We start from the raw sequence: 13625 nt of genomic DNA on the forward strand, positions 1-13625 counted from the left end.
GACGCGGTTAAATCGTTTCCTCGAAGTCGTATCCGAGGCCCATCGTCCAAAAGAGGCCGTACTCCCCGTCCCGCTCGACCTCGCAGACGCCGTTCGCGGACTGGGACGCCTCGATGTCTCCCCGCCAGTCAACGGTGTAGAGACCGGTTTCCTCGAGGACGGACGTCGTGTCGATCGATCCGCCGCGCACGGGGAACCGACCCGATGGCGGCGTTCCGAGGCCGACCGACGCTTCACCGTTCGACGCGCTCGGCGTCGCGGCGTCGGTGAGAATCCCGTTTCGGAGACGAACACCCGTCGAAATCCTCGTCAGGTTCACATCCCTGACCAGGCGACCGTCGGTCGGATCGGCTGCGACCCACAGCCAGTACCGATAGCGGCCGTCCCCGAGATCGTACCGGGTGAGACACGAATCGCCGATCAGGACAGGGGCTTCGGGATCGACGGTTTCCGGAACGAGGCTGAACTCGCTGTTGGTCGGATTCCCGGGCGTCTCACGCGTGATCGCGTACCGCTGGACGTACGCGACGTCGAACGACTCGGGGCGTTCGGCTTCGAGCCCCCAGACGCCGCTGTCGTCGTATCTGTCGGTCATCCGTTCGACGTAGTTCTCGAACGATTGGATATCGAGCGCCACGTCCTCGTCGTCTGGCGAAAGCGTCCACGTGTTGGTGTCGGTCGACCGCGTTTCCCGTCGGGTCACGCGCTCTTCGATACAGCCGGCAACACCTGCAGTTGCGAGCAATGCACCGCTCGCACGGAGCAGATCCCGTCGCGATCGTTCCATGTGCGTTCGGAAACGTCCACGGCCCAAATAACGTACCGTTGTGATCACGGTCCGCCGAGCGTCTGCGATGAAGCGACCGTCCTCTCGAAAGCCGCGCTGTTTAGTATCCGGAGGTCCTGGGTTCGGTATGCAAAACCGCCTCGACGAGGCCGCCTCGCCGTATCTCCGCCAACACGCCGAGAATCCAGTTGCGTGGCAGCCGTGGGACGATGAGGCGCTCGGACTCGCCACGGAACGAGACGTCCCGATCTTTCTGTCGATCGGCTACGCCGCCTGCCACTGGTGTCACGTCATGGCCGAGGAGAGCTTCGAGGATCCGGCCATCGCCAAACGACTCAACGAGAACTTCGTTCCTATAAAGGTCGACCGCGAGGAGCGTCCCGACGTCGATACGCTCTACATGAACGTCTGTCAGATGGTTCGCGGATCGGGGGGATGGCCCCTCTCGGTGTGGCTCACTCCCGAGCGAAAGCCGTTCCACGTCGGGACGTACTTCCCGCCGGAACCGACGAGTAACATGCCGAGTTTCGGCTCCGTTCTCGACGACATCGCCACTGCGTGGAACGACCCCGAGCGAAGACCGCAACTCGAAGCCCAAGCCGACCAATGGGCTACCTCGGCGCGCAACGAACTCGAGGGGACGCCCGACGCCGTCGGCGACGCGCCCGACGAGGGATTCCTCGACACCGCGGCGAACGCCGCCGTCAGCGGCGCGGATAGACAACACGGTGGCTGGGGTCGCGGCCAGAAGTTCCCCCACGCGGGTCGGATCCACCTCCTGTTTCGAGCCTACGATCGGACCGACCGGGAGACGTACCTCGACGTCGGGGTCGAAACGCTCGACGCGATGGCGTCGGGCGGACTCTACGACCACGTCGGCGGCGGCTTTCACCGCTACTGCGTCGACCGCGAGTGGACCGTACCGCACTTCGAGAAGATGCTCTACGACAACGCGGAGATCCCGCGTGCGTTCCTCGCCGGCTATCAACTGACCGGCGAGGAGCGATACGCAGAGATCGCCCGCGAGACGTTCGAATTCGTCGAGCGCGAACTCACCCACTCCGAGGGCGGCTTCTACTCGACGCTCGACGCCCAGAGCGCCGACAGTACAGGCAGTCGGGAGGAAGGCGCGTTCTACGTCTGGACGCCGGAGGCGGTTCGGGACGCGGTCGACGACGGTACCGCCGCCGATCTGTTCTGCAAGCGCTACGGCGTCACCGAGACGGGGAACTTCGGGAACGACACGACGGTTCTCACCGAGTCGACGCCGACGAGAGAACTCGCCGCCGATTCGGTTATGGACCCTCAGACGGTCGAGGAGTTGATCGCCGAGGCGGCCGACCAACTCCTCGATGCCCGCGAAACGCGGTCGCGACCGCCCCGCGACGAGAAGGTTCTCGCCGCGTGGAACGGTCTGATGATCTCGGCGTACGCGGAGGGCTCGATCGTCCTCGATTCTGACTACGCGACGCTCGCCGAGGACGCGCTCTCGTTCTGTCGGGAGCATCTTTGGAACCCCGAGGAAAAGCGACTGTATCGCCGATTCGAGCGCGGCGAGGTCGGCATCCCCGGCTACCTCGAGGATTACGCGTTCCTCGGCCGCGGTGCCTTAGACGCTTATCAGGCGACCGGAAACGTCGGGCACCTGGGGTTTGCGCTCGAACTCGGCCGCGCGATCCGAGAACGATTTTACGACGAAACCGAGGAGACGCTGTATTTCACTCCGATCGACGGCGAGAAACTCCTCGCACGGCCCCAACAACTCGTCGACAGTTCGACGCCGTCGAGTACGGGCGTCGCCGCACAGCTACTGTCGGTGCTGTCGCACTTCGCTCCCGACGCCGGATTGGATACGGTCGTCGAATCGGTTCTCGAGACGCACGCGTCGACGCTGGAGTCTGATCCGCTCTCGTACACGTCGCTCGTTCTCGCCGCGATCGATCGAACCGCCGGAACCGCCGAGCTGACCGTCGCGGCCGAACGACTGCCGGAGACGTGGCGTGAGACGCTAGCAGAGGCGTATCTTCCGGCTCGCATCCTCACCGTTCGGCCACCGACGGACGCGGGACTTTCGACGTGGCTCGATCGGCTCGATCTCGATTCGACGCCGCCGATCTGGGCCGAACGCGACGCGATCGACGGGCGGGATACTGTCTACGCCTGTCGATCATTCACCTGCTCGCCGCCGAAACACGACATGTCTGAGGCCATCGAATGGCTGCAGGACGATCGGTAACCATCCCCTCATCCTCTAGGCGCGTCGATACGGGCCCAATCGGGTTCCATCTAACAGATACGCCTCCCCATCCGCGAGGCCGTCGGGGAGAAACGGCGAGAGAAAGCCATCGTCCTCGTTGACCGCCGTCCCGCCCGAGAGGTCGTTGAACGCCGGACAGACGACGAGTTCCTCGCCGACTTCGGGATACCCCGAGAAGCCATCGGGATCGAGCCGTCCCCGGAGCCATACGCGTTCGGTCCTGCGGCCGCCGACCGAATCCGCCAATCGGACGAGCGGGTGTTCGTGTGCGGTGCAGACGAGCGGGGCCGCGACAACCGACTCGGCCGGCCACGTGTGGCCGTGACAGAATCCGACCGACCCGATCCGAATTCCGTCTCCGTCGGTCACGTCGACGCCGTCGATCCCGCCGATGACCGTCTCGATCGCCCCGTCGTGATTGCCCTTCGTCACCGTTACCGGAACGTCGGCGGTTACCGCCTTCAGGAGTTCTCGGAGTTCCGTCCGCTCCTCGCGCCCGGGCTCGCCGATACTGTCGCCGAGATCGCCGAGAAAAATCGCACGTTCGACCGCGTGGCGATCAAAAAGCGCCAGCACGCTCTCGCGTCGCCGCGCCGCTCGGCTATCGATTTCGACGCCGTCGCGCCGCAATCCGACTTCGAGTCCCGCGTGATAGTCCGCGACGACGAGGACGCGTTCTGGGCCGCACTCGGCGATCGCCGCGGGCTCGCCGGGGATCGGTTCGAGCATTCAGATCGGCTTCAGCGTGCCGTCCGCCGGCTCGTAACACTGGCCGCTCATGAGCGCGTCCTGAATCGCCTCCTCGACGGAGTCCGAGTCGATGTCGAACTCCTCGGCCAGCGTCGTCACGAGTTCTGCCTTGTCGGCACCGTCGCCCTCGTCCAGCCGTTTCATCGTGTCCATGACGGCTTCGCCGAGATCGACGTCCTCGTCGTCGGCCGGCACGGCGTCCGTTTTCCCGTTGGCGGTCGATTCCTCGGTGACCCTCTCCTTGTCGGACTCGGGTTCGGCCGCCGTAGATGCCCGTCCGTCGTCCGCTTCGGGTCCGGTCTGCTCTTCGGTCTCGGCCGCCGCTGTGTCCTGCGACTCTGCTTCGGCGTCGTCGGTCGGTTCTTCGGCGACGCCCTCGGGTTCGATACCCGCGGGCTTCACCTCGTCCGCGGTCGAAAACTCCGTCCCGAACTCCTCTTCGACCTCGCGTCGCTCCTCCTCGCCGAGTTCGAACTCGGCGGGGTCGAAGTCATCCAACTCGTCCGCACCATCGGTGTCGGCTTCACCCTCGTCCTCCCGGGGTTCGTCTGTCGTCACGGGCTCGGATTCCGCTTCTGGCTCTCGGATCGGCGCCGATTCGGACTCCACTTCGGGCTCCGACGGTGGCTCGGATCCGATCTCCGTCTCCGATTCCGCACCGAGCGCTTCCGATTCCGCACCGAGCGCTTCCGATTCCGCACCGAGCGTCTCCGTCGATCCGGTATCGATCTCGCTCACATCTCGCCGATCAACAGATCCAGTTTCCGACTCAGAGGCCGCTTCCCCCCTCGAAGGCGATTCGGGTTCCGCGTCGGCTTTGTCAGCCTGCTCTCCGTTCGTTTCGGACGCGGGTTCGATCGTCGACGCCGTCTCGACTCCCCCCTCCGACTCGACGGCGTCTGCGGCGGCCGCCGCGCTCTGCGGCGAGGGGGTACCCGAGAGATCGATCGTCGCCAGCGCGCTCGGGTCGCCAGCCCCCTCGTCCGGCGCGAGTTCGAGCCGTCCCACTTCGTCGCGTTCGCCGGCGACGACGCGAACGGCATCGATTGCGACCTCCCGAAGCGCCGCGAGATACCCCGGTGAGGTCCCGTAGTAGTCGAGCGCGAGCGCGACGCCGTCCGCGAGTCGGTCGTCCACCCCGGCGTCGACGAGCGCGGCCCGAAGTTGTTCGCCGGCCAGCCCGGATTCGATAGCCGCGGCCATCGCGCCGATCCGTTCGAGCGTGCGCTCGGCGGTCGTGACGACCCACCGATCGCGCGTCTCCGCGTCGACCTCACTGACCGATTCCGGGCGGACGGACGTGTATATCCGATCCCCGTCATCCGGTTCGTAGGTCCGGGCCTTTCCGGACAACGCGAAGAACGCAGGCGGGTCGGCCCGTTCGAGCGCCGCGAGCGCCTCCGGTTGGTACTGGCCGGCGTAGGTGACGAACGCCCCCGTCGGATCGACGAGGCGGCCGCGGATCATCTCTTGGTTCACGTCCTCGACCTCGGTGAGTACGCCGACGGCGAACAGCCGGTTGATTCGAGCGCCAGTCGGCGTGACGACGTAGTTCGGCGCGCGCTCCTCGTCGCTTTCGCTGTAGGAGAGCTCAGCACCGTCGAACTCCGCCGCGAAGATCCGATACGCGACTTCCCGTCGACCGGGCGTCGAACCGCTCATACGTCCACCTCCGCGAGGAAGGCCGACGCACGCGCTTTCGGATCGTCCTCGCTCTCGTCGAACTCGGTCGCGTTGAGGTTCGCGCCGTACTCGTCGACAGAGAGCGCGCCCCGAACGCTGAACTCGCGACCTTCGAGCGCTCCGGCGATCCGTTCGGCAACGACCCCTCTGTCCATCGCGTCGCGGGCGTGTTCGAGCGCGTCCGCGAGCGAGCCGCCGTACACCCGCGCGGTGAGGTCGTTTCCGAGGATGATCGTCACCGTCTCCGTGCCGTCGTCGAGGATCGCCTTCACCCGCATGTCGTCTTCGGGATCGACCTGTCCGTGCGTCCGGCACTGATCGTTCTGGACGACGCGACCGCACTCGGGACACCGCTGGATCAGCCCCGAGCCGTCGCGAACTTCGATCACGTTTCCGGTCAACAGGACGTCGTAGACACCGCCGGATTCGACCGCCTCCCCGATAGACATCTCGGTGGCGGACTCGCTGACGGCCACCTCGTCGATCGACTCGGCCGTGGTAAACTCCGTTGCGTTCACCGAGGGAACGCCGCGAAACTCGTCAATGTACACGTCTTTGAGCCGGACTGACGATCCCTCCGACATCTCGGGGCGCGGATCCCAGTCGGTGAACGGGAGTCGGGTCGTCTCGTCGCCGAGTTCACCGCTCAGGATTTCGGTTTCGCCGTCGCGGCCGTCGATCGTTCGGCGCTCGACCTCCAGCACCCGAACCTCGATAGTCCGGCCCCGATCGCCCGGTTCGAGATCGATGAGGTCGCGTTCGCCGCCGACCTCGTGAGGCACCGAGAGCGGCTCCTCTTCGAGCGTGACGGTCGTCGACCCGCCGAGATTCAGTTCGGGTTCGCCGTTCCACTCGCGAACGCCCGCGTTGCCGACCGTGATCGTGTCCCCGGGGGACAAAGAAAAGTCGTTCCACGCGGTGTAGGAAATCCGTCCGCTCTCGTCGGCGAGTTCCCCCTCGAAGATGGTCTGGTTTTCGCCCTCGTACCGAATCGAGCGCTTGCCGACGGTCAACACCCGCGCGGTTACGGTCACGTTACCCGACTCAGGCGTGATGTCACCGATGGCACTCTCCGGCGGCGATCCGCTCTGCCCGCCGCCGGAACCGGTATCGCCGTACTTGCGTCGAAGGCTTTGTTTCGCCTCGTCCATCGGCACCGAGTACGAGACCAGCTTTTCGAGATCCGCTTTGACCTCCGCTTTGTCAACGCCGAGGGTGGAGGCGAGTTCCTCGGCAGCGTCGTCGAGACTCATCACCGATCGATTGGACGGCTGGTGGCAAAAGCGTTCGTAAGCGTCGACCCGACGAACTCGAACGTTCAGGCGTCGATCTGTTCGGCCAGGTGTACGACGATCGGCTCGTTGGCGTCCTCGACGAACCTCGCGAGCTCCTCGCCCGACTCGGCGTCCTCGACGATTACGGTGGGAATGAACTCGATCCCGTAGGCGTCGACCTCGGGGCCGATCTTCGAGCCGTCGTCTGCCTTCTCGACCGGGTAGTGGTCGACCCCCTCGACGCCGGCGACCTCCATCGCCGCACCGAAGTCGGGTAGCTGTGAGCGGCAGTCCGTACACCAGTCGCCGCCCCAGACCTTCACGACGATATCGTCGGCTCGCGATTCGAAGACCGCGATCGCCTCCTCGTAGGAGTCCGCGTCCCACACGGGATTCGGACGCATGGTTTCGAGTTCCATACGCACCGATTCGTCTCGTTCGTCTTAAGGGACGCGCTCGGACGGGTGTTATCGATCCGTGACGAGAAACGTTCGGTCACCTCGGCGCTCGAAGTGCACCTCGCCGGCGTCGTCGGCGTATCCTCGGATCTGAGAGATGGACAGATCGCTGATCTCGAGAACGCGGGCACCTTTCGTCTGGCTCGTTGCTCGGTAGGGTTGTGCTGACATACCCCCGAATACGGTGGCGGTTAATAAATCGGCCAGCCAAGCGCGGAGTGAAAGTGAAAGTAAACACAAAGCGGACAGTCACCGCATTCTACAGTTCCGTGTCGACGCCATCGGTCCGTTCGACCACGACGGCTCCCTCGAAGTCTCGACGTGTATCGTCCGCCCACCCCCTCCAGCGACCTCTTTACCGACGATCCCGATGCCGCGATCGGCGAACACGCGCCAGGCGGTCGCCACGTTTCGGTCGCCGGTCGAATCGCCTCTGGCGTCACCGAAATCGACGAATGCGGTCCCGCCACTCAACTTCGCTCGGAGCGCGGATTCGTCTGCGCCCTCCGGCAAAAGCGCCCCGATGAGCCGTCGATCCCGGCGTCGACGAATCGCTCCGGTTCGACGCAGGTTGGCGGTGAGATGTCGATGGTCGCACTGAGGTGGTCCGCCCAGCCGTGAATAACGTCGCCCGTCGAGACGTTGCCGATCTCTTCGATCGAACGCCGACGCATCCGCTCGTCTGCCTGCGCGATTAGGGTGTCGGTGATTGCCACGCGCGCCGCCTCGTCGAACGTGAGTACCACCTCGCCGTCGAGCGCGCCGTCGAGGCCGATTCGAACCCCCCGCGAACCTCCCATCGAGATACTCGTACTCGAGATAGTCGAGTGCGATGAGCGAGATATTCGTCACCTCGACGTCCGTGTCGATCCCCGTCAGATACGACGGCGAGTCCGCCGCCGAGCGCGCTTCGTCGCGGGCGAGGCTGTTGTAAGTTTCGAGCGACTCGATATCGATCCGCCCCCCTATCCAGCCACTACGCTATCGATCTCGTCGAGGACGCTCGGCTTCTGGAACGGTTTCGTGGTGTATCCCTGTTCGCCGGCCTGAATGGCGCTTTTCATCCTCTGCTCTTGGCCGACGCTGGTACACGTGATGACGTTCGCGCCGGGTTCCGACTCGGTTATCCCGTTCGTCGCCCCGATGCCGTCCCGGATCGGCATCACGGTGTCCATCATGACGACGTCCGGTTCGCGTTCGTTGTAGCGCTCTATCGCCTCGACGGCGTTTCGGGCCTCGCCGACGATGGCGTACTGCTCCTCTAAGATCTCGCGTAGGGGACCGCCGATGACCTCCGAGTCGCCCGCGATCAGGATCCCCACCCTGTCTTTACTCGTGGTACGTTCCCGGACAGGCCAAGGCCCCTCAACACTCACCGTTCGAAACGAATCCGAAGCCACGACGCCGATCAGTAGACGCCCGATTCTTCGCGGATCGCGTCGACGAGATCGTCGATCGGATCGGTGCTGTCGAGGTCGTGTCGTTCGAGGAGGTCGGCCAAGTTCGGCGTTTCCTCGGTCTCGAACGTCGATTCACGCAATAGGATGTCGACCACTTCGTCCGGCGGCGTCCCGTCCGTGACGTGGCCTGCGTACCACCGAACGAGGTTCTCGAAGGTCGCGATCACGTCGTCGGAGACGGTCCGATGTCGGACCGTATCCCCTTCGAGACGGGCGACGATGTCGAGTCCATATCGGGCCTTCGAGCGCGCTAACTCCTCGGCAAGTAGCGTGCGCGCCGCCTCCGGACTCGCCGCAGCGTCGAACTCGCGCCGTCGGTCGGAGGCGAGTCCGCCCCCGGATTCGCTCTGACGCTCGTCGCTCCGGCACTCGTCGGCGTCGTCGCGCTCGGCTATCGATTTCGATTTCGAGACCCTGGGCGGACCGTTGCCGGGAGACACCACGTACCGTCCGTTCTCGTCGAGCTTTTCGACGTATTCGCTGTCGGAGATCTCGAGCTCTTCGGGCGAAAGTACAGGCCGCTTCGGATCATCGTCGAGTCCCGGTGACCGCTCCGGATCGCCGCGTTCGTCGGTCGGTTCGGTTCTATCGGGGCTGTCATCGGTCATAATGTACCTCACACTCGGAATCTGATGGCGTCCTCGTTGTCCCTGACGGCGACCGTCACACGCGTCTCACCGCTGATGTCGACACCCGTGACGGTCACCTCGACGACCGATCCGGCCGGCCACCGGTCCGACCCCGAACCGTCGGCCCGCGCGACGCTCTCTGGGGTGGTGAACGAGCCCTCGATCAGCACGTCGACGGCTTCCGGATCGGGACGCAGCTCGGTTCTTCCCGTGTTCTTGACGTACAGCGTGAGTTCGTTGGCGCCGGCGTCGTATACCGCGTCGGGACTGCCAGTGTCGCTGATTATTTGGATATCGGTGTCGATCCGCTCCTCGACGCCCTCGCTTTGGTCCGCAATCGACGTGCTGACGCGATCGACCTCCGTGACGAGCGTGCCGGCGACGCCTGCCGCAACGACGATGCTCACGATGAAGATGACGAGGTGCGACGCCGAGACGCTGCTCATCGGTGTCGGCCTCCGGTTGCGGTGGCTTTCGGTTGCGGTTCGCGTCGGCGTGGATTCGTTCGGATCATGATCAGTCGGCGTTGAACTCCAGCGATCGTTCCGTTCCACTCGTCGAAACGGTGAGTCGATTGCCGCTGCTGTCGAGTTCTCGATCGAGGCTGACGACGAACTCCAGTACTTCGCCTTCGGCCCAGACGCCGTCGTCGTCGCCGTTCATCGAGGCGATCGTCAGGTCGGCGCTCGCGACGAAGCCGCCGTTGAGCAACACGTCGATCTCACCGGAGTCCTGTAACAGCGCCGTCGAACCGGTGTTGCGAACGTAGAACGTGATCTCGCTGTTCCCGGCGCCGTCCTCAACGTAGAAGTTCGAACCGCCGCCGTCGTTGAGCAACTCGATGTCGGCGTCGATCGTCTCGGTGATCGCATCGCCCCGCGTCTCCGCCGAGCTCGAGATGTCCCCGACGGTGGTTACGAGCGTTCCCGCGACCCCAGCCGCGACGAGAATGCTGGCGATGAATATCACCAGCGTGGAGGCCGAAACCCCGCTCATAGTATCACGATCTCCGATCCGCTCGCCGTCTCGGCTATACCGTTCTCGGCGACGATCTTCGCGCGGTCGGGCTCGGTGTCGACACGCTCGACCGTAACGGTGAGCGTGTCGCCGGGGAGCCACAACCCGGCGGTTTGATCGCCCTCGACGTCGGTCGTCACGTCCGAACTCGGCGGGATCGTCCCGTCGACCAACACACTCGTCTCCTCGACGCCGAGCGTCGTGCTGCCGACGTTTTTCAGATCGATCGTGAACTCGTCGGGCTCGCCGTCGTATGTCGCCGTCTCGATCGAGATACCGGTGTTCAACGCGTCGACACCCCGATCGACCTGGTTTCCGTGTGCGCCGGTGAGTGAACCGAAACTACCGACCATCGAGGGGACGGCGATCCCCGCGGCGACCATGACGCCAATGAAGACGATGACCGCCGAGCCGCTGACGCTAAAGCCCATCGCTCACTCCTGTATAACCAGCCTCTCGACGCGGGACGGACGGCCGTCTGGCGACAGGGGCGACCGTCCGTGCTGAATCGTGGTGTGGGCTCATTCGATCGGTGTGGCCTCTCGCCGTGGAGTCGGTTTCTCCTACCCCAACGGCGCGCCGGTGACCGCACTACAGGAGTCGGTCACGGTACTCGTTGTACCCTTCTCGCGTACGTCACTAAAGGCGGCAGTCGGTTTCAGCGTCCGAAACCACGGGCGATATCTGCGGGAAGCGGCGCCTCTCACGATCGGTATTTAAATCGCCACTCGACAGAACGCGGCGATCCGGGGCGGAAACGGCCGGTTATTCGTCCGTCTCGTTCAGCTCGGCGTCGCCCTCGTCGAGAATGAGCGTCTGCTCCATCGTCTCGCTGATGCGCTGGCCGTACTCACCCGCCTCGATCGCGCCGTCGAGGTACTCGCGCGCCCACGCGGCCTCGGCGTGCCAGACCATATCGGGGCTCGCGCGGGCGAGCCCCTCGAGCCGGTCGACTCGCCAGCCGTCATCGACGCGCTCGACGAACGCCATCGCGACCTCGGCGAGGTCGTCGTTCGCGGATTCGGAACTCGATTCGTAGGCGACGCGAACCAGCCCGTCGTTCAGCTCCATGCCCGTGACGGTGACGCCGCGGGATTCGATTTCGGTTCTGAGCGCGGATTTGTGGTCGTTCTCGGCGAGACAGCCGGCGAGGCCGACAGCCGTTGTGCCGGCTGCGGTGGCGAGAAAGGAGCGTCGGTTCATGTGCTCATCGACGGGGCGTTGGGGTTTAATAAACGGGCGCGTTTCAGCGTTCGAATCGCGGAGAGAACCGTCGGTGGGGAGTATGATATCGGGGATGTTCACAGTTGACACTCGACATGTAATTAAAATAAAATGTTTGCGGACCCTTACAGCCGAACGTCGCCGCCAACCTCACCGCTCGTGATCGGATCGGGGGCCGAGATGATCTGTGTTGTCTGTGAGCCATCTGCCGTTACGATGAGGATCTCGGCTTCGTTACCGGCTTCAAGACCATTCGTTGGGTCGCTACCATAACTACCGAAGACATCGTTATTATCGAAGGCAATCGTCGCTTCATTACTACTGTCGCTCAACTGTGTGTCACCACTGATCGTAACACTCGGGTTTGTGGTTGACGAAGCGCCTTCCGGGTAGACTTCAATTGTGGCATCATCGAGGGCAATCGGATCGGATCCCGGTGACAACTTCACCGACACCTCGATCGATTGTACACCACGGGTCCCATCAGTGTCTTCTGTAACAGTTCCGACACTGCTGATTACTTGCAGGTTATTGGCGACCTGCGCGGTGCTTTCCTCACCGGTTTGTTCTGCTTGTGACTGAAGGAATCCGGCGGTGTTGATCAGGACGCCGGCGGCAAGCCGCGACGAGAACGAGGGCGATGAACACGATAAGTGTCCCAATGCCCACCTGACCTCGTTCGCCATTATGTTCTGATTTCGTTTTGAACATGACTTTTAGAGCCTAACGTCCCCGCCATCGTCACTGTCTGTGATCGGGTCAGGCGGTGAGATGATCTCGGTCGTCTGTGACCCATCTGCCGTAGTGATGACGACTTCGACGTCGTTACCTTGTGGGATTCCATCAGTCGGCCCGTCACCGAAGTCACCGAAGTCGGAGTCAGTGAATCCGCTCAGGGTGGATGTTTCAGTACCTTCGCTGAGTTCCGTTGACGACCAAGACGCACCAGAACCATCAACAGCCTCAAATGAAGACGAGCCCTCGGGGAAGATCTCGACGGTTGCATCTTCAAGATCGATCGGATCTGATCCGGGGGCTAATTGAACAGTAAGTTCGGGACTAGTCACACCGGCACCACTTCCATCGACTGTAGCAGTTCCCGACGCGGAGACGAGTTGCAGGTTATTGGAGACCTGCGCGGTGCTTTCCTCACCGGTTTGTTCTGCTTGTGACTGAAGGAATCCAGCGGTGTTGATCAGGACGCCGGCGGCGATAGCCGCGACGAGAACGAGGGCGATGAACACGATAAGTGTCCCAATACCCACCTGACCGCGCTCTTCTTTCGTGTTTTCTTCGAACATTTGTGTAATATTATATCAGATTTTAGAGTCGGATCTGGCCGTCAGTCGTGATCGGATCTGGCGCTGTGACGGCGGTTTCAGCTTGGGAGCCATCGTTCGTCACGAGAATGATCTCTAACTCTTCACCTTCCTCGAGCGTGATCGTAGCACCAGTAACGCTATCAACATCGATTTCCGCACTTTCACCAGCTTCGAGCACACCTCCGCTCGTCGTACCTGACTCAGACGTGCCTGTTCCGGTGAATACCCTAAGTTCGGTCTGATCGAGATTAATCGGCTCAGAACCGGGAGCGAGCTGCACATTCACCAGAACAGTGTTTATCTCTGGTGCGCCCGAGTCAGCAGTCGCTTCGATCGTAGTGAACTGCAGGTTATTGGCGACCTGTCCTGTACTTTCTTCTCCGGTCTGTTCTGCCTGACTCTGGAGGAACCCAGCCGTGTTAATCAGCACGCCTGCCGCGATCGCCGCCACCAGCACGAGTGCGATGAAGACGATGAGGGTGCCGATCCCCACCTGACCGCGTTCCTGCGCTTTCGTATCTGTGTCGAACATGCTTTCAATTGCACGCCCGCCGATCCCACCGCATAGAGGGTTCGATTCGGACGTTGTCCCCCCTACAGACGGTTTCCCCCTAAAAGCGCCAGCGAACTCCGAACGCGTATCTCGCGCCGAATTGACGGCTAACTCGGCAACAAGATTTATATGGAAAGTCGCGACCGTCCGCTGGACGCGTGCGTGCTAGCGGCGAGAAGCCGTGACCCCACCGCTTCTCGCCCGACGCGCC

Annotated in this window: 19 protein-coding genes; 1 reads left to right on the forward strand and 18 read right to left on the reverse strand. The window is 63.3% G+C overall.

What is annotated here, in order from left to right:
* Positions 1-7: 7 nt before the first annotated feature.
* Positions 8-787 (reverse strand): twin-arginine translocation signal domain-containing protein, encoded by a 780-nt coding sequence (locus R6U53_RS03935; protein WP_410321063.1) that lies wholly within the window; start codon positions 785-787, stop codon positions 8-10.
* 127 nt (positions 788-914) lie between these two features.
* Between R6U53_RS03935 and R6U53_RS03940 the strand changes: the two genes are divergently transcribed.
* Entirely contained in the window at positions 915-3023 is a 2109-nt protein-coding gene (locus R6U53_RS03940) for a thioredoxin domain-containing protein (RefSeq protein WP_410321064.1), read from the forward strand.
* 15 nt (positions 3024-3038) lie between these two features.
* Here the strand turns inward: R6U53_RS03940 and R6U53_RS03945 are convergent, their stop codons facing one another.
* The 17 genes from R6U53_RS03945 to R6U53_RS04025 form a co-directional block, all read right to left on the reverse strand.
* Complete coding sequence (locus R6U53_RS03945) at positions 3039-3773, reverse strand: metallophosphoesterase (RefSeq protein WP_410321065.1); 735 nt, start codon at positions 3771-3773, stop codon at positions 3039-3041.
* Positions 3774-5456, reverse strand: a complete 1683-nt coding sequence (locus tag R6U53_RS03950) for a hypothetical protein (RefSeq protein ID WP_410321066.1) — start codon at positions 5454-5456, stop codon at positions 3774-3776.
* A complete protein-coding gene (locus tag R6U53_RS03955) occupies positions 5453-6730 on the reverse strand; it encodes a Single-stranded DNA binding protein (protein WP_410321067.1) in 1278 nt (425 codons plus the stop codon). Before R6U53_RS03955 ends, R6U53_RS03950 begins: the two co-directional genes overlap by 4 nt.
* Positions 6731-6795: 65 nt before the next feature.
* Positions 6796-7170, reverse strand: a complete 375-nt coding sequence (locus R6U53_RS03960; RefSeq protein WP_410321068.1) for a TlpA family protein disulfide reductase — start codon at positions 7168-7170, stop codon at positions 6796-6798.
* 48 nt (positions 7171-7218) lie between these two features.
* Positions 7219-7380 carry a hypothetical protein gene (locus tag R6U53_RS03965; protein ID WP_410321069.1) on the reverse strand — a complete coding sequence of 54 codons (162 nt, stop codon included), beginning with the start codon at positions 7378-7380 and terminating at the stop codon, positions 7219-7221.
* A 78-nt stretch (positions 7381-7458) separates the two neighbouring features.
* Positions 7459-7683 carry a hypothetical protein gene (locus R6U53_RS03970; RefSeq protein WP_410321070.1) on the reverse strand — a complete coding sequence of 75 codons (225 nt, stop codon included), beginning with the start codon at positions 7681-7683 and terminating at the stop codon, positions 7459-7461.
* Positions 7680-8009, reverse strand: a complete 330-nt coding sequence (locus R6U53_RS03975; RefSeq protein WP_410321071.1) for a chemotaxis protein CheC — start codon at positions 8007-8009, stop codon at positions 7680-7682. Before R6U53_RS03975 ends, R6U53_RS03970 begins: the two co-directional genes overlap by 4 nt.
* Before the next feature lie 165 nt (positions 8010-8174).
* Entirely contained in the window at positions 8175-8531 is a 357-nt protein-coding gene (locus R6U53_RS03980) for a response regulator (protein ID WP_410321072.1), read from the reverse strand.
* Positions 8532-8617: 86 nt separating this feature from the next.
* The gene (locus R6U53_RS03985; protein ID WP_410321073.1) at positions 8618-9277 is read right to left on the reverse strand and encodes a flagella cluster protein; all 660 of its coding nucleotides are present in this window, start codon (positions 9275-9277) and stop codon (positions 8618-8620) included.
* Positions 9278-9285: 8 nt separating this feature from the next.
* Positions 9286-9744, reverse strand: a complete 459-nt coding sequence (locus tag R6U53_RS03990) for a flagellin (RefSeq protein WP_410321074.1) — start codon at positions 9742-9744, stop codon at positions 9286-9288.
* 70 nt (positions 9745-9814) lie between these two features.
* The gene (locus R6U53_RS03995) at positions 9815-10294 is read right to left on the reverse strand and encodes a flagellar protein G (RefSeq protein ID WP_410321075.1); all 480 of its coding nucleotides are present in this window, start codon (positions 10292-10294) and stop codon (positions 9815-9817) included.
* Entirely contained in the window at positions 10291-10746 is a 456-nt protein-coding gene (locus tag R6U53_RS04000; protein WP_410321076.1) for a flagellin, read from the reverse strand. The genes R6U53_RS03995 and R6U53_RS04000 overlap by 4 nt, the downstream gene beginning before the upstream one ends.
* 334 nt (positions 10747-11080) lie before the next feature.
* Positions 11081-11518: a hypothetical protein gene (locus tag R6U53_RS04005; RefSeq protein ID WP_410321077.1), complete on the reverse strand. Its 438-nt coding sequence runs from the start codon at positions 11516-11518 to the stop codon at positions 11081-11083.
* A 146-nt stretch (positions 11519-11664) separates the two neighbouring features.
* Entirely contained in the window at positions 11665-12144 is a 480-nt protein-coding gene (locus R6U53_RS04010) for a hypothetical protein (protein WP_410321134.1), read from the reverse strand.
* Positions 12095-12250: an archaellin/type IV pilin N-terminal domain-containing protein gene (locus R6U53_RS04015; RefSeq protein WP_410321078.1), complete on the reverse strand. Its 156-nt coding sequence runs from the start codon at positions 12248-12250 to the stop codon at positions 12095-12097. The genes R6U53_RS04010 and R6U53_RS04015 overlap by 50 nt, the downstream gene beginning before the upstream one ends.
* Positions 12251-12255: 5 nt before the next feature.
* Positions 12256-12840, reverse strand: coding sequence for an archaellin/type IV pilin N-terminal domain-containing protein (locus tag R6U53_RS04020; RefSeq protein WP_410321079.1), 585 nt, complete (start codon positions 12838-12840; stop codon positions 12256-12258).
* Between the two features lie 22 nt (positions 12841-12862).
* Entirely contained in the window at positions 12863-13393 is a 531-nt protein-coding gene (locus R6U53_RS04025; RefSeq protein ID WP_410321080.1) for an archaellin/type IV pilin N-terminal domain-containing protein, read from the reverse strand.
* Positions 13394-13625 lie beyond the last annotated feature (232 nt).

The sequence above is a fragment of the Natronomonas sp. genome (genome assembly GCF_046483325.1).
Classification (GTDB): domain Archaea; phylum Halobacteriota; class Halobacteria; order Halobacteriales; family Haloarculaceae; genus Natronomonas.